Source organism: Kribbella sp. NPDC059898, from assembly GCF_042730855.1.
Classification (GTDB): domain Bacteria; phylum Actinomycetota; class Actinomycetes; order Propionibacteriales; family Kribbellaceae; genus Kribbella.
Genome location: NZ_JBHWKR010000001.1, coordinates 20,315 through 35,688 on the forward strand (window position 1 = coordinate 20,315; position 15,374 = coordinate 35,688).

General features: G+C 68.7%; 16 protein-coding genes and 1 tRNA gene. 8 read left to right on the forward strand and 9 right to left on the reverse strand.

All coding sequences use genetic code 11. From position 1 onward, the window contains the following. Positions 1–25: 25 nt before the first annotated feature. Positions 26–1,477: a GAF domain-containing protein gene (locus ACFV9C_RS00090; protein WP_380189292.1), complete on the forward strand. Its 1,452-nt coding sequence runs from the start codon at positions 26–28 to the stop codon at positions 1,475–1,477. Position 1,478: 1 nt separating this feature from the next. On the opposite strand, the gene ACFV9C_RS00095 is transcribed toward ACFV9C_RS00090, so the two are convergent. Beyond that, the gene (locus ACFV9C_RS00095) at positions 1,479–2,006 is read right to left on the reverse strand and encodes a hypothetical protein (protein ID WP_380189294.1); all 528 of its coding nucleotides are present in this window, start codon (positions 2,004–2,006) and stop codon (positions 1,479–1,481) included. 215 nt (positions 2,007–2,221) lie between these two features. Here ACFV9C_RS00095 and ACFV9C_RS00100 point away from each other — a divergent pair, with 215 nt between their 5' ends. The 4 genes from ACFV9C_RS00100 to ACFV9C_RS00115 all read left to right on the forward strand — a co-directional run bounded on the left by ACFV9C_RS00100 (position 2,222) and on the right by ACFV9C_RS00115 (position 7,098). After that, on the forward strand, positions 2,222–4,369 hold the full coding sequence (locus tag ACFV9C_RS00100; RefSeq protein WP_380189296.1) for a (Fe-S)-binding protein: 2,148 nt from the start codon (positions 2,222–2,224) through the stop codon (positions 4,367–4,369). Positions 4,370–4,456: 87 nt separating this feature from the next. Further along, positions 4,457–4,582 carry a hypothetical protein gene (locus tag ACFV9C_RS00105; protein WP_380189298.1) on the forward strand — a complete coding sequence of 42 codons (126 nt, stop codon included), beginning with the start codon at positions 4,457–4,459 and terminating at the stop codon, positions 4,580–4,582. A gap of 99 nt (positions 4,583–4,681) precedes the next feature. Further along, positions 4,682–6,253, forward strand: a complete 1,572-nt coding sequence (locus tag ACFV9C_RS00110; RefSeq protein WP_380189300.1) for an alkaline phosphatase D family protein — start codon at positions 4,682–4,684, stop codon at positions 6,251–6,253. Continuing rightward, a complete protein-coding gene (locus ACFV9C_RS00115) occupies positions 6,250–7,098 on the forward strand; it encodes a hypothetical protein (protein ID WP_380189302.1) in 849 nt (282 codons plus the stop codon). The genes ACFV9C_RS00110 and ACFV9C_RS00115 overlap by 4 nt, the downstream gene beginning before the upstream one ends. Positions 7,099–7,120: 22 nt before the next feature. Here the strand turns inward: ACFV9C_RS00115 and ACFV9C_RS00120 are convergent, their stop codons facing one another. Continuing rightward, positions 7,121–7,567 carry a hypothetical protein gene (locus ACFV9C_RS00120; RefSeq protein WP_380189304.1) on the reverse strand — a complete coding sequence of 149 codons (447 nt, stop codon included), beginning with the start codon at positions 7,565–7,567 and terminating at the stop codon, positions 7,121–7,123. Positions 7,568–7,694: 127 nt separating this feature from the next. Further along, positions 7,695–7,765 (reverse strand) — tRNA-Gly (locus ACFV9C_RS00125). Positions 7,766–8,126: 361 nt separating this feature from the next. Between ACFV9C_RS00125 and ACFV9C_RS00130 the strand changes: the two genes are divergently transcribed. Together ACFV9C_RS00130 and dcd are read left to right on the forward strand one after the other, a co-directional pair. Then, entirely contained in the window at positions 8,127–8,567 is a 441-nt protein-coding gene (locus ACFV9C_RS00130) for a MarR family winged helix-turn-helix transcriptional regulator (RefSeq protein ID WP_209696476.1), read from the forward strand. 125 nt (positions 8,568–8,692) lie between these two features. Next, positions 8,693–9,268 carry a dCTP deaminase gene (gene dcd / locus ACFV9C_RS00135; protein WP_380189307.1) on the forward strand — a complete coding sequence of 192 codons (576 nt, stop codon included), beginning with the start codon at positions 8,693–8,695 and terminating at the stop codon, positions 9,266–9,268. Positions 9,269–9,315: 47 nt separating this feature from the next. Here dcd and ACFV9C_RS00140 read toward each other — a convergent pair whose 3' ends face one another. The 4 genes from ACFV9C_RS00140 to ACFV9C_RS00155 form a co-directional block, all read right to left on the reverse strand. After that, positions 9,316–10,818: a hypothetical protein gene (locus ACFV9C_RS00140; RefSeq protein ID WP_380189309.1), complete on the reverse strand. Its 1,503-nt coding sequence runs from the start codon at positions 10,816–10,818 to the stop codon at positions 9,316–9,318. A 298-nt stretch (positions 10,819–11,116) separates the two neighbouring features. Further along, positions 11,117–11,353, reverse strand: a complete 237-nt coding sequence (locus ACFV9C_RS00145; protein ID WP_380189311.1) for a hypothetical protein — start codon at positions 11,351–11,353, stop codon at positions 11,117–11,119. A 138-nt stretch (positions 11,354–11,491) separates the two neighbouring features. Then, a complete protein-coding gene (locus ACFV9C_RS00150; RefSeq protein WP_380189313.1) occupies positions 11,492–12,328 on the reverse strand; it encodes a DUF4097 domain-containing protein in 837 nt (278 codons plus the stop codon). Beyond that, positions 12,325–13,089 carry a hypothetical protein gene (locus ACFV9C_RS00155; protein WP_380189315.1) on the reverse strand — a complete coding sequence of 255 codons (765 nt, stop codon included), beginning with the start codon at positions 13,087–13,089 and terminating at the stop codon, positions 12,325–12,327. Before ACFV9C_RS00155 ends, ACFV9C_RS00150 begins: the two co-directional genes overlap by 4 nt. Positions 13,090–13,177: 88 nt before the next feature. On the opposite strand from ACFV9C_RS00155, the gene ACFV9C_RS00160 reads away from it, so the two are divergent. Next, positions 13,178–13,972, forward strand: a complete 795-nt coding sequence (locus tag ACFV9C_RS00160) for an SDR family NAD(P)-dependent oxidoreductase (RefSeq protein WP_380189317.1) — start codon at positions 13,178–13,180, stop codon at positions 13,970–13,972. Here the strand turns inward: ACFV9C_RS00160 and ACFV9C_RS00165 are convergent. Both ACFV9C_RS00165 and ACFV9C_RS00170 read right to left on the reverse strand, forming a co-directional pair. Beyond that, a complete protein-coding gene (locus ACFV9C_RS00165) occupies positions 13,907–14,662 on the reverse strand; it encodes a CPBP family intramembrane glutamic endopeptidase (protein WP_380189319.1) in 756 nt (251 codons plus the stop codon). The genes ACFV9C_RS00160 and ACFV9C_RS00165 overlap by 66 nt on opposite strands. Positions 14,663–14,664: 2 nt before the next feature. Beyond that, positions 14,665–15,285 (reverse strand): TetR/AcrR family transcriptional regulator, encoded by a 621-nt coding sequence (locus ACFV9C_RS00170; RefSeq protein WP_380189321.1) that lies wholly within the window; start codon positions 15,283–15,285, stop codon positions 14,665–14,667. Between the last annotated feature and the right edge of the window lie 89 nt (positions 15,286–15,374).

Consider the following 15,374-nt stretch of genomic DNA (forward strand, 5'->3'; position numbering starts at 1 on the left):
ACGTTGCAACGTGGAGTGAGGTCGGATGGACGCACCGGAGCAGGCCCGCCGGCTGAGCGGGCTGTACGACGACGTGCTCGGCGGGAGCCGCCCCGCGACCGACCCGCGCCCGCTGGTCGCGGCCTCCTGGGAACGCTCGCTGGCCGCCGCGGTCGACCCGGACCTCGACCTGCCGCCGATGATCCTCGAACAACGGATGGTCGAGGAGCTGCGCGCGAACCACCCACTGCGCGCCGTCCTCCCGGTGCTCCGGCAGACCCTGACCACGATCGCCGACGAGGCGTCGCACATCATGATCGTCACCGACGCGCAGGGCATGATCCTGTGGCGCGAGGGCGCCGCCGACGTGAAGCGCACCGCGGACCGGATCGCGCTGTCCGAGGGCGCGGTGTGGTCCGAGGACAAGATCGGCACCAACGGCATGGGTACGGCGCTCGCGGTCGGCGAGCCGGTCCAGATCCACTCCGCGGAACACCTGGTCCGCCGGATCCACGAGTGGACCTGCGCCGCCGCGCCCGTCCACGACCCCGACACCGGCAAACTGCTCGGCGCCGTCGACGTCTCCGGGCCGTTGCGTACCGTCCATCCCGCCATGGTCGCGCTGGTCACCGCCGCGGCCCAGCTCGCCGAGGGACAGCTGAAGGTCCGGATGGCCGCCGCCGACGAGATGCTGCGCGCCCGGAACATGCGGCACCTGATGGCGCTCGGCGACGCGCCCGGTGCGTTGCTCACCCCGACCGGGCGGGTGCTCGCCGTACAGCCGCTCGAATGGCTGCCGGACCGGCTCGTCGTACCGGACGGCGCCGACCGGATCGACCTCGGCGACGGCCGCGAAGGGCTCGTCGAACGTCTCGCCGAGGGCTACCTGCTCCGGATGCCCGGTACGCCGGTCCGCCGTTCCCGCCCGTCCCTCCGGTTGAAGCTGCTCGGCTCCGGCCAGCCGATCGCGGTCGTCGCCGGTCGCGAGATCGCGCTGACGTTGCGGCGGGCCGAAGTACTCGCACTGTTGTTACTGCAGCCGACCGGCCTCACCGCGGAGCAGTTGATGCTGCAGCTGTACGGCGACGAGGGCAACCCCACGACGGTCCGCGCCGAGATGCACCGGCTGCGGAACCTGCTCGGCGGCGGCGTCCTCGACACCAAGCCGTACCGGATCATCGCGGACGTCACCGGCGATGTGACCGAAGTACAGCAGGCCCTCCGGACCGGCGACCTGCCGAAGGCCCTCGACCTGTACGCCGGCCCGCTGCTCGCCCGCTCCGACGCCCCGGCCCTGCGCGCCGAACGGGACGAGCTCGACGCGACCATCCGCCGCGCCGCCCTCGACGCGCACAACGCCGACACACTGTGGCGGTTCGCCCAGACCACGACCGGCGCCGAGGACCTGGAGATCTTCGAGTCCCTCGAGGCCGCCCTGCCGACGGACGACCCCCGGCACGCCGCGGTCGCCGCCCGCCTGCACCGCCTGCTCGACTGACCTACTCGCGGCCGACAAGGATCCACATGTAGTCGCGGTTCTTGGTCGGGAACGTCGCGGTCTTGTTGCTCAGCTCCTTGGTCTTCTTGCAGTCGCTGGTGGTGTACTTCCAGCGCACCACCTGAACCCGCCACGACTGCTTCAGCTGCTGCAACCGCCGGACCTTCCCACTCGGCACCTCGGCGGTGTACGACCAGCTGTCCGTGACCGACTGCGACTTGCCGACGGTCTTCGCGTACTTGCTCTGGATCTCCGCGATCACCAGCGGAATGCTCACCCCGAGATCCCCCGACCAGGACGAGTTCGACTCCGAGGTTGCGGTCTTCTGGTACGTGATCCGCCCCGGCCCCTCCATCCAGTCACTGTGCAGGTTCGTCCCGACGTACACCTCATGACCGCTCCGGGTGTACCAGTACACGGTGTTCGTGTCGCACTTCTTGGCCACACCCGGTGTCGCCACCGCGACCCCTGGAACCACCAGCCCACTCGCGATCAGCACCCCAGCAGCGATTCCCCGACGAAGAAGCATGACTCTCCCATCGAAACCCGTTGACAGATACTGCGGTCGCAGTGGTTGGAAAACTACGGATTGGTCTACCCCGACGGCAAGGATCCTTCCGTAACGCTGTGTGTCGATCGGTTCTCGACGAGATCTCACCGTGGGGTACGTGAGCCGGAACACGCGGGCGTGATGAGGGCCGCAAGGACATGACTCATGAGTAACCAACCAATAACATCGCTGGTATGCAGATCCTCGCCATCGTCGTCTCGCTCGCGGTGACACTGGTCGCCGTCGCGTTGTTCGGCAAGACGATCGGGCACATCGTGTCCGTGATCAAGCTCGGGCAGCCGGCCGGCCGGACGAACGACCCGGGCAAGCGGACCGTCACCCTGGTCAAGGAGTCCCTCGGCCACACCCGGATGCTGCAGTGGAGCCACATCGGGGTGATGCACTGGTTCGTCGCGTTCGGGTTCATCGGGTTGTTCCTGACCCTGGTGACCGCGTTCGGCCAGCTGTTCGACCCGCACTGGGCGCTGCCGGTCATCGGGCACTGGTTCGTGTTCGAGTGGGTCAGCGAGGCGCTGACCTGGACGGGCCTGATCTCGATCGTCGGGCTGATCGTCTACCGGTTGATGCACCTGCCCCGAGGCGACAAGCCCCGGTCGTCCAGGTTCTACGGTTCGACGTCCTGGCAGGCGTACTACGTCGAGTACACGATCCTCGGCGTACTGATCTGCATCCTGTTGCTCCGCGGGCTCGAGTACCAACTGAGTGGCGCTTCGACTTTCCACTTCCCGATGACGTTCTTCCTGGGCGGGTTGTTCGGCGGGCTGTCCGAGCACGGTCTGGAGAACGCGGTCTACGTGGTCGCGATGCTCAAGATCCTGATCTCGTTCGCGTGGATGATCACGATCTCGCTGAACGCCACCATGGGTGTCGCGTGGCACCGGTTCACCGCCTGGCCGAACATCTGGTTCAAGCGCGAGGCCGACGGCGGTACGGCGCTCGGCGCGCTGCAGCCGATCATGGTGAACGGCGCCCCGATCGACTTCGAGAACATCGAGGAGCTCGACGAGGACGCGGCGCTCGGTGTCGGCAAGGTCGAGGACTTCACCTGGAAGGGCCTGCTCGACTTCACCACCTGCACCGAGTGCGGGCGGTGCCAGTCGCAGTGTCCGGCGTGGAACACGGACAAGCCGCTGTCGCCGAAGCTGATCATGATGGGTCTGCGCGAACACGCGTACGCCAAGGCGCCGTACCTGCTGGCCTCCTCCGACGACGAGCGCAAGTCGCTGTCGCAGCTGGTGCTCGACGAGCAGGAGAAGCCGCTGGTCGGTCCCGCGGACGTCGCGGTCATCGACGAGGAAGCCCTGTGGGCGTGTACGTCGTGCGGCGCGTGCGTACAGCAGTGCCCGGTCGACATCGAGCACGTCGACGCGATCATGGACATGCGCCGGTACCAGGTACTGATCGAGTCGTCGTTCCCGTCCGAGCTCAACGGGCTGTTCAAGGGCCTGGAGAACAAGGGCAACCCGTGGAACATGAACCCGTCCGGCCGGATGGACTGGGCCAAGGACCTGCCGTTCGAGGTGAAGCAGGTCGGTACGGACGTCGAGTCGCTGGACGAGGTCGACTACCTGTTCTGGGTCGGCTGCGCGGGCGCCTTCGAGGACCGCGCGAAGAAGACCACGCAGGCGGTGGCCGAACTGCTGAACATCGCCGGCGTCTCGTTCGCCGTCCTGGGTGACGGCGAGACCTGTACGGGCGACCCGGCACGACGGTCCGGCAACGAGTTCGTGTTCCAGCAGCTCGCGATGCAGAACGCCGAGGTCTTCAAGGAGACAGGAGTCCGCAAGGTCGTCTCGACCTGCGCGCACTGCTTCAACACGCTGAAGAACGAGTACTCCCAGCTCGGCGTCGAGCTCGACGTCATCCACCACACCCAGCTGCTGAACCGGCTCGTCCGCGACGGCAAGCTGACCCCGGTCGCGCCGGCCGACAGCTCGCTCAACGGCCAGAAGATCACGTACCACGACCCGTGCTACCTCGGTCGCCACAACCAGGTGTACGACGCCCCGCGCGAACTGCTCGCCATCATCCCGGGCGCCGAGTACGCCGAGATGCCCCGCAACCAGACGAAGTCGTTCTGCTGCGGCGCGGGCGGCGCGCGGATGTGGATGGAGGAGAAGCTCGGCACCCGGATCAACCTGAACCGGACCACCGAGGCGGTCGAGACCGGTGCGGACAAGATCGCCACCGGCTGCCCGTTCTGCCGGGTGATGCTGTCCGACGGGCTCACCGCGAAGCAGGCCGACGGGTCGGCCCGCGAAGAGGTCGAGGTCCAGGACGTCGCCCAGCTGCTGCTCGCCTCGGTCAAGCGTGGCGAGTAGCTGCAACTAGCTGCAATCTGCCTTCCTTCTCAGGTGGTCCAGACCGTAAACTCCTGCGGCTGCATCACCTGGGGAGGAAGAACCGCCATGAAACTCCGCGCCGCGATCGCCACCGTCGCCGCCGCATCACTCGTTCTCGCGCTGGCCGCCTGCGACCACAAACCCACCGGCTATCGGCCGTCGGCGCCGTCGGCGAGCACGACCGTGAAGTAACGGCCGGTATCGGTCATCTTCCCACTCACTCATGTGAACTTCTCGTAATCTCCCGTTACGGATGTGATCACCTCGGGATGATCGGGTGGGTGGATGCCGATGCGCAGCACACGACGTACCTTCCTTACCGTCAGCGGGGCAGCGGCGGCGCTCGCGCTGAGCGGGAGTCTCCCGGAGATCCGGTCCGCGGCGGCCGGCTGGACGGGGCAGCCGGACCGGCGCGACCCGTTCACGCTCGGTGTCGCGTCCGGCGACCCGCTGCCGGACGCGGTGGTGATCTGGACCCGGCTCGCCCCTGATCCACTCGCGCCGTTCGGCGGGATGGACCGCCGGCCGGTCGAGGTGCAGTGGCAGGTCGCCGAGGACGAGCAGTTCCGCCGGGTCGTCCGGCACGGCACGGTCAAAGCCGGGCCGGAGGCCAGTCACTCGGTCCACGTCGACGTACGGGGCCTGCGGCCGTGGCGGCACTACTGGTACCGCTTCCGCGTGAACGGGCAGCTCAGCCCGGTCGGCCGGACCAAGACTGCGCCGGCGTACGACGCCGTACTGCCCTCGTTGTCGCTGGCGTTCGCGTCCTGCCAGGCGTGGTGGGAGGGCTGGTACACGGCGTACGCCGACCTGGCGCAGCGGGACCACGACGTCGTGTTCTTCCTCGGCGACTACATCTACGAGTTCGGCATCGACCGCGGCATCCGGCCGCACGCGAACGAGCCGTACATCACCCAGCAGACCGTGACGCTGGACGAGTACCGGCAGCGGTACGCGGCGTACAAGCTGGATCCTGATCTGCAGCACGCGCACGCGGTCGCGCCGTGGGTCGTCACGCTCGACGACCACGAGGTGGTCGACAACTGGGCCGACGAGGCGCACCCGAGCGCGCCGCCCGCGCAGTTCCTGGTACGCCGGGCCAACGCGTTCCGCGCGTACTGGGAACACATGCCGCTCCGGCTCGCGCAACTCCCGAAAGGCCCGGACATGCAGCTGTACCGACGGATCCGGTACGGGCGGCTGGCCGAGTTCAGCGTGCTCGACACCCGCCAGTACCGGTCCGACCAGGCGTACGGCGACGGCACCAAGGCGCCCGGCCCGGAGACCGCCGACCCGGCGCGGACGATCACCGGCGACGCGCAGGAGAAGTGGCTGCTGGACGGCTGGTCCGCGTCTTCGGCGCGCTGGAATGTGATGGCACACCAGACCGCGATCGCCCGCCTGGACACGAAAGACGGTCCGGAGGTCCTGGTCCCGATGGACACCTGGGACGGGTACGAGGCCTCGCGCAACCGGGTCCTCGGGGGCGCCGCGCAACGCAAGGTCCGCAACCTCGTGTCGATCGCCGGCGACCTGCACCGCAGCGTCGCGTCGGACCTGAAGCTCGACTTCACCGACCCGTCGTCGGCGACCGTCGGCGCCGAGTTCGTCGGTACGTCGATCACGTCCGGGATCGACGGCGAGGACCTGGACGCCGGCGGCGCGACGCTGCTCCGGGAGAACCCGCACATGAAGTTCGGCAACTTCCAGCGCGGCTACGTCAGCTGCAGCATCACGCCCCAGCGGTGGATCTCCGACTACCGCGTCGTCGACAAGGTCTCGGTCCAGAACGGCACCGTCAGCACCCGCGCCAAGCTCCTCGTCGAGGACGGCCGGCCCGGTATCGCGGAGGTACAGCAATGAGGATCCCCCGGCAGACCGTCGTCGCGGCCGGCACGCTTGTGGCCGCCGCCCTGCTCGGCTCCAGTTCGATGCCAGCGGCAACATCCAGCGTGGCCGTGAGCGTCGTACCCGGGCAGCTCAGCGTCGTCGGGCTGCCGTGCCTGCCCGGCACGCTCAACCTCACGATGACCAACACCAGCGCCGCGGACCGGTACGCCGACCTGACGCTCGAACCGACCGGACCACTGCAGCTGTCGCGGACGCTCTTCTCGTCGTGGCTGCCCGCGGTCGACCCGGATCAGCCGGTGACCGCGCCGGTCGAGGTCCGGGTCCCGCGGGACGCGCAGCCCGGGTCGTACAAGATCGGCGTACAGGTCGACCGTACCCGCGTGAACGTCCCGGTCACCGTCGAGCCGCTGCCCCCGAAGGGCGCCGGCGACAACCTCGCCCTCGGCGAACAGGCCACCGCCTCCTCCACCCACGGCAACTTCACCCTCTGCGGCGCCGTCGACGGCGACAAGGACTCCGAACACTGGGACACCCTCACCGGCTGGAACGACGGCACCCGCGCCGCGTTCCCCGACACGTACGACGTCGCGCTGTCGACCCCGGCGACCGTCAACCGGGTCGAGCTCTACACCCTGGACTCGGCGAAGTACCCGGCCCGCGTGAACGGCCTCCGCGACTGGGACGTGCAGGTCAAAGCCGACGGCACCTGGCAAACCGTCGCCCAGGTCCGCGGCAACACCGTCGGACACGTCACCTCAGAATTCACCCCGACCCGAGCCGACGCCGTACGCATCCGCTGCCTCGACGGCAACGACCACACCTACTCCCGCATCGTCGAACTCGAGGTCTACGGTTGACCGAGGCAACAGCCGGTCGAGGTCAGCCGTTGAGCGCCGCGAGCACGGACACCAGGACGACCACCGCGAGAATTGCCCCGACGATCGCGAGGAGCGTGCCGAGCCCCTTCCGCTTGACCTTGCTGTGGCCGATGCTCCCGGACGTGAACTGGTGGTACGGCGACGCGTAGAACACCGGCACCGCCTGGTTCGGCGGCACCGTACAGTCGAGCGCCGCCCTCCCGTAGGTGAGCATCCACTGCGAGTGAACGTCGACGTGCAGCGGCCCAGCAGGGACCGGGATGTCGTTCCGCCCGTACTTCACCTGCACCGGATACCCGTTCAGATGCACCGTCGGCGGAATCAAACTCGACGTCATCACACTGCCCTGGATGGTCAACTGCAGCATCCCCATCGGACCCTGCGGCTGATACTGCGACTGGAACTGCGGCTGCGGCTGGAACTGCGGCGGCTGCGACGGATAGCTCATGCCGCCAAACGATAGGCCGTCCCAGCGAACCTGAGCACCTCCATCGAGCGCTTGATTACGCCCGCCACCGAAACCAACGAACCCCGCAGGCCGGAAACCATCTCCTGACCCACGGGGCTCTTTCGTGAGCGGGTGACGGGAATCGAACCCGCACTGTCAGCTTGGGAAGCTGATGTTCTGCCATTGAACTACACCCGCCGGGCCGGTCTCCCGGCAGCGGTGAAGAGCATAGCCGATGTCGGGGCTCGCAACCACGCCGGGTCCGCGCGCCGGAACCAGCTGCCTACTTCGAGGCAGCGGGTGCCCGGCGGAGGTTTGCTGCGGCGTCAGCGGGATACACCTCGAGAAGGTGCCGGACGCATCGAAAAGAGCCGTCCGGGCGGTTTGCAGCGGGGGTTCTTGGGCAGTTTTTCACAAAGGGCACGTTCAGGACTGGGCAGGTTCGTGATCTTCTGGCAGATTAGAACGCGTTGCCGGGGGCAACATTTGACGCAACGTGAGGACGCGAGTCCTGGACCGGGCGAGCTGGTTGCGGGGCAACTGGATGAAGGGGTGAACGGTGGCAACAGACACAAGTGACGCGGTGGACAACCTGGAGAAGGAGCTCGTCACGTTGGCACGCCGGCTGCGCGGTCTGCAGCGGACGCTGTCCGACGAGGCGCACCCGGACCTGGAGCCGGCACAGTACGCGTTGCTGAACCACGTGGAAGAACTGGCGCCGGTGCGGATGGCCGACCTGGTGGCAGCACTCGAGGTGGACAAGGGACCGGTCAGCCGGGCCTGCGCGCGACTGGAGGAAGAGGGCCTGCTGAAGCGGGCGGCCGACAAGTCGGACGCGCGCGCGACCCTGCTGACGCTGACCGCGGCCGGCAAGCGGAAGCTGACGGCGGCCCGGAAGAAGCGACACAAGGTGATCGAGGACCTGCTCAAGGACTGGTCGCCGTCGCAGGTGAAGACCTTCGCCACCCAGGTGTCGAAGTTCAACAAACTGGCCAACTGACGATCGTTGCCTCAGGCCCAGGTCTGTGGTGCGGCCCGCCGGAGAGCTGAGGGCTCCGGACGCTCCACCACCGGAAGGGCCGACGCGAGCTGTGCGGATGGGCAGCACGCTGCTAACGTGCGAGCGTGCTGCTCTCCGACCGTGACATCCTGTCCGAGCTCGACGCGAAACGGGTCCAGCTGGACCCGTTCGACGCCGCGATGGTGCAACCGTCGAGTGTCGACGTACGGCTGGACCGGTTCTTCCGGGTCTTCGAGAACCACCGGTACCCGCATATCGACCCGTCCGAGGAACAGCCGGACCTGACCCGGCTGGTCGAACCCGACGGCGAGGAACCGTTCATCCTGCATCCCGGTGAGTTCGTCCTGGGATCGACGTACGAACTGGTCAGCCTCCCCGACGACGTCGCCGCCCGCCTCGAGGGCAAGTCCTCCCTCGGCCGCCTCGGCCTGCTCACGCACTCCACCGCCGGCTTCATCGACCCCGGCTTCTCCGGCCACGTCACGCTCGAACTCTCGAACGTCGCCACCCTCCCGATCAAACTCTGGCCCGGCATGAAGATCGGCCAACTCTGCTTCTTCCGCCTCTCCTCCCCCGCGGAACACCCGTACGGCTCCTCCAAGTACGGCTCCCGCTACCAGGGCCAACGCGGCCCCACCCCGTCCCGCTCCTACAAAAACTTCCACCGCACCGACATCTGACCAACAAAAGGGCCCCGGGAAATCTCCCGGGGCCCTTTTTCGTCGGATCAGGCGGTCGCCTTCATGAAGACGCAGACCGAATCGAGGTCATTGCTGGTGTCGTAGTCGTTATGGGGGTCCCCTTGGCTGTAGACGGCACCGTACGGGGATACCGACGTCGGCGCCTTGAGCTTGCCGTCGAACAGCGCGAGATTGCTGTTCGGGTTGGTGCCCGGCGTCGACCCGTCGGACGGCGTGTCGCCGGCCGTCGGGCTGCTGCCGTCCGAGGGCGTGCTGCCGGCGGACGGGCTGTCGCTCGAGCTCGAACTCCCGGACGGCGTCGGGCTCGGCAGGTCCGCACCGGTCTTCGCGTCCAGCAGGATGTTCTGCGCCTCGGTCTGGGCGTAGAGAACGCCGTGGTAAGCCGCGGTCAGGTCCGGAACGTTCCGGTTCCCGGAGTCGTTCGAGAAGCCCCAGGCCTTCTTACCGGTCGAGTCGTCGAAGCCGAGCATCGTGTCGGTCCCGTTGGTGGTGTACGTCGTCTTGCCCGTGCAGGCGATCGTGCTCGCCTCGTCCCAGAGGCAGGACCACGCCGCGATGTCGGTACTGCTGTTCGACGGCGGCAGCGGAGTCACCGCGACCGCTCCGGTCGACAGGTCGACCGAATAGATCCCGAGGTCCCACTTGTCCTTGGCAGTGACGTACGTCTTGCCGTAGAAGTAGCCGTGCTTGCCAGTCCCGGCGATCTTGTCGTACGACGTCTGCGGGTGTCCGAGCTTCTTCGTGATCTTCCCGCTCGGGCCGTCGGCGAGCGCCAGCATGGAATCGTTCGCGCGGTAGGACGATGGCCAGGTCGCGCCCGCGATCGTGCCGTTGTGCACGGCAGCCGGGTCCAGCCCCGGCACGATCGCGGTCTTCTTCGTCGCGGGGTCGGCGTACAGGGTGGAGGTCGTCGTCCCGTTCGAGTCGGGCGGGCCGTTGATCCCGAGGGCGACCTGGCCGGTTTCGATGTCGTACACCGCGCCCCCGGCGCCGCCCTTGTCGTCGAGGGTCTTCGTCTTCGTCTCGGCGATCGCCTCGCCGGTCGCCACGTCGACCCAGCGGATCACCACGAGGCCCTGGGGCTTCTGGGTGCCGTTGCCCTTGTCGGTCTCGGAGTAGATGACGACGGCGGCGTCCTTGCCGTCGAGCTTCACCGCCCGCGGCGGGAGCACGGCATTGACCGTCGTGGTCGTCGCCGGGGTCGCCTGGAGCGACCAGCTCTTGTTCGGATCGGTGACGTCGTGGCCGTTGAGGACCTTCTTGTTACTGGCCACCGCCACATGGCCGACGAGTGCCACGTCCGCGTGCTCGACAACCGTGAGTTCGTTGGGGTCCTTGAGGACCGGGTACGCCGCGCTGACGGCGAAGGCCTTCGGTGGGTCGAAGGTGGGGATGCTCGGGGCGGTCGGTGAGGCGGAGGAGCTGGACTTGTCGCCGCTGTTGTTGTTTGAGCCCGAGTCGGACTTCTTGTCGCCGCCGCAGCCTGCGAGCAGGATCAGGGCTGCGGTGACAGCTGTGGTTGCCACCATCGGACGCAACATCGTTGGTTTCTCTCCCAGGTCGACCGAGAATGATCGACTGAACGCTAGCAGTGTTCTTGGGTCGGCCCGGAAGTTATCCACAGGGGTTGCACGAACCTGCAGTTTCCTTGTTACGTGCGCCCTCGGGACCCGGCGCCGATCAACCCCAATCGCTCCAGCAGCGTGTACACCCCAGCACTTGCCCCACCCGCAGCCCCACCGGGCGCGGGCCGCGGGGCGAGTAGTAGGCCGGCGGACGATGTCGGCTGGGGCGGTGGTGCGGGCGGTTGGGTGGTGGGGGGATCGGTCATCGGACGATGGAGAGGCCGGTGCCGCGGGGCCGGGGGTCGGCCGGGCGGGAGGTGGGGTCGGTCAGGCGGCGGGAGGCGGGCTCCAGCTTGTCGGCCAGGCGGCGCAAGGCGGTCGCCAGGCCTTCGCGTGGGCTCGTGCGCGGCTTCCGGTCGTGGCGCTGCGCCCTTGCCTCGGCCAGGCGCAGCTGCTCGGCGACGCGGTAGCGGGCAACCTCGGCGTGTTCGGTGATCATGGTGGTGCTCCCCTCGCGTAGTCCCCGTGCTGTTTTCGGCAGTGCTGAACCGCAGGTCCTGCCCCCAGTGGCAGGACCTCTGGCTACATCAAGACAACGAACCCGGCCGGCCCAGTCCGACACGTGCCGGGCGCTGGATCAGACCTTGACGACGGTGATGTCGCCGGAGACCGTGCGGGCGCGCAGCATCAGGGCGCGCTCGCCCTCGGCCGGCTTCTCGCCGGGCTCGAGGTCGCAGCGGATCCGGCCGGTGACGGTCTTCAGGTCCAGGTACGTCGGGAGTCCGTCCGGGACCCCGATCTGTACGTCGCCCCGGGCCGTCTCGGCCTGGACGCTCGGTCCGTCGGCGATCTCGACCTTGACGTCGCCGGAACCGGAGGTGGCGACCGAGTGGTCGCGGATCCGCTCGATGGTGATGTCCCCCGAGCCGACCTTGACGGAGGTGGGGCCGGCGGCGTCGCCGATCGTGACGTCACCGGAGCCGGTGCTCAGCCCGAGCGCGTCGCCGGCCTCCTCGATGTCGATCGAGCCGGAGCCGGTACTGGCCCGGACCGCGCCGACGGCGTCCTGCACCTTGACGTCGCCGCTGCCGGTGTTGACGCCGAGCTCGCTCTCGACCCGGGTGAGCCGGACGTCGCCGGACCCGGTCGCGAGCCGCGCGGAGCCGAGCGGTACGTCGGCCACGATGTCGCCGGAGCCCGTCTTCACCCGGGCGTCGAGCACCGCGGAGGTGGCGACCCGGACCGTGATCTCCGGTCCGCGCCGGACGTTCCGCGGGCCCTCGATGACCAGCTCGCCGTCTCGGACCTCGCAGATCACGCCGTCGTCGTCACCCTCGACCTCCATCGAGACCAGGGTGCCCTCGCCGTCGGGGTTGGGCCCGAGCTCGACCAGTCCGGAGCCGATCTCGATCCGGATCCGGTCGATCCGGTCGTTCTCGTCGTCATTCAGCTGGGTCGCGCTGTGCTCGCTCATTCCGCCCATCCCGTCACTCGCTGGCCCGGACCGTTTCCGCGCCGCCGTTCCTTGTCCTCACGTCGCCGGTCCTTGTCGTCGCGGCGGCGCTCCCGGTCGTCCCGGCGGCGGTCCCGCCCGCGGTCCGCGCCGAACACGCCCTCGTCGCCGAACGGCCCGTTCGGACCGAAGACGCCGTTCGGGCCGAAGACCCCGTCGGGGCCGAGCGGTCCGTTCGGACCCAGCGGGCCCTCGGGACCGAACACCGGTCCGCGCGGCGGGCGCGGTGGCCGGGGCGGGCGCGGTCCGCCGCGGCGGGCGACACTCAGCTCGGTCATCACGGTGCGCATCAGCCAGGCGTTCGAGGAGATGCCCTCGGCGTCGGCGGCTTCGTCCACCTTGTTCTTGATCGACATCGGCAGCCGCAGCGTGATCCGCGCGGTCGGCTCGTCGGCGTCCGGCACGAACTGCTCGGCAGTCGCGTCCTGGACGTCGTCCTCGAGGTCGTCGTCGGTCTCGTCCGGACCGGTCAGCTGGCTGGGCGCCGGCGTGACCACGAACTCCGGGCGGCCGCCGGCCATCCGGAGCTCGACCGACCCGGGGGACAGCTCGCGGCTGATCTCCCCGGCGGCGTCGGACAGGGCTGAGATGAGGGCCAGGCGGCCCGCGTCATCCAGCGTGGCCCCGAGGCGCTGTGCCACGGAGCGGGTTTGCTCGTCGGCCAGGGCGGTGGCGTTCTCGACGCTCCGCCGGACCGACTCGAGGTAGTGGTCAAGTTCCATGACAGCAATCATGACGTCATGGTGACGTCACTGTCAACCCCCGTGATGTCATGGCGCCGTCGAACTGGCGTCAGGGCAGAATGACCCCATGGCTAGAGGCGTACTGATCACGGGTGCTTCCAGAGGTGTCGGCGCGGCCGCGGCGCGGGCGTTCGCGGCCGCCGGCGACCGCGTCGTACTGCACTGCCGCGGTGCCGTCGACCGGGCGAACGAGATCCGCGCGGAGCTCCCCGGCGACGGTCACGCCGTGGTCGCCGCGGACCTCGGCGATCCGGCCGCAATCCCTGCCCTGGTTGCGGAATCGGCCGCCGCGCTCGGGCGGATCGACGTCCTGGTGAACAACGCGGCGATGTTCGTCGACGAGCCGGTCGCGGGCTCCCGGCGGGTCGGTCACCCGCTGGCCGAGACGTCGTACGACGAGTGGGTCGCGACCTGGCGCCGTACCCTCGCCGTCAACCTCGAAGGCGCCGCGCATGTCACCTGGTGCGTGGCGCGGCAGATGCTCGACGTCGACCCGGACGACGGCGTACGGCGGGGCGCGATCGTCAACGTCGGCTCCCGAGGTGCGTACCGCGGGGAGCCCGATGTCCCGGCGTACGGCGCCTCCAAGGCGGGACTGCATGCGCTCGGGCAGTCCTTGGCGGCATCGTTGGCGCCGCATGACATCACCGTGACGTCAATCGCGCCAGGCTTCATCGCCACCGACATGACCGAGTCGTTCCTGGCCGATCCCGGTGGCGACGCGATCCGGGCGCAGAGCCCGTTCAACCGGGTCGCCACCGCCGAGGAGGTCGGGAACGCGATCTACTGGCTTGCCTCAGCCGACGCGAACTGGGCCAGCGGCGCGGTCCTCGACTTCAACGGGGCGTCGTACCTGCGTTAGGACCACCGCCGCGACCGTCCAGACCGCCGCCAGTACGCCCATCGAGAACACGTCGCCGCCTTCCTCGTCGAAGAGCAGGATCAGCCCGAGGTTCACCGCCGCGTGCGCCGCCGTCGCGACCACGAGGTTAGTACGGCGGGCATCCTGCAGCACGACGCCCATCACCACGGACAACGCGACCGCCATCACCACGAACAGCCCCATGTAGACGAGACCGTTGGCGAACCCACCGATGTGCCAGAACCCCCACAGCACGCCGACGATCAGCGAGGACCGCAGTACCGAGAACCGGGTCTGGAGGTACGGCTGCAGGTACGCGCGCCAGCCGAGCTCCTCGCCCGCCGCGCCGACGATCATCGTCAGCACCAACGCCCAGAACGGGAACGGCAGGCTCCCGCCGCGCCACGACCGCCCCGCGACCACGTGCACCAGCACCGAGACCAGCATCGCCGCGACGACAACGCCGACAACCAACGCGCTCCGCCCGGCGGCGACCCGCACGGGCGTGAACCGTACGTCGACCCTCGTCGTACGCCGGAACGCCAGGAACATCACGCCCACGCCGAGCGCCGGCGCGAACTGCACCAGCTGGATCAGATCGGGACTCGGACCGGTCGCCGACTGCAGCGCGTTCAGGATCCCGCTGAACACCATCGTGGTCAGGTAGAAGACCAACACCCGCAAGAACACTGCTACTCCTGGATGAGATAGGGCGCGATCATCAGGTCGAGCTGCTGGCCGAGGAACTCGGTCAGCGAGCCCCAGCCGTTCACCGCCCAGACCTGGAGCGCGCCGTTGAAACAGACAAGGGTGTGCCGCGCCAGCGCCGGTACGTCGGTGCCGGCGCGGAGCTCTCCGGCCTCGACCGCGGCCCGGTAGAACCGGTCGCAGCTGTCGACGATCGCGGCCGAGTGCGCCAGCGCGTGCCGCCGGAACTCCGGGTCCGCGACGTCGAGCTGGACGAATCCGAGGCCGTTGCCGAGCTGCTCGCGGTGCTCGATGTGAGCGACCGCGGACAGCGCGAAGTCCCGGAGGGTGGCGAGCGGCGAGGTGTTCCGGCCGGCCACCGCCTCGGCGAGGCGCTGCACCATCAGCGGGGACCGGGCGGCGGACGCGAGCAACAGTCCGCGCTTGGAGCCGAACCGTTGCATGAGGGTCGGCGGGGCCAGCCCGACGCGTGCTCCGACCGCCGCGAGCGTGAGCTTCACCGGCCCCAGCTCGGCCAGCACCTCCCGGGTCGCATCCAGGATCACGTCGTCGCTCACCAGCCGTGGCCGGGCCATCGCGGCGCCTCCGAGTTTGTGAATGACCATTCGCTAATACTCGGGATCGTAACAGATCCTTGTTCGATCAGTTAGTCAGTGACAACGGGTGAGGTTTCGGATACTGCTTTCGGCCTGCC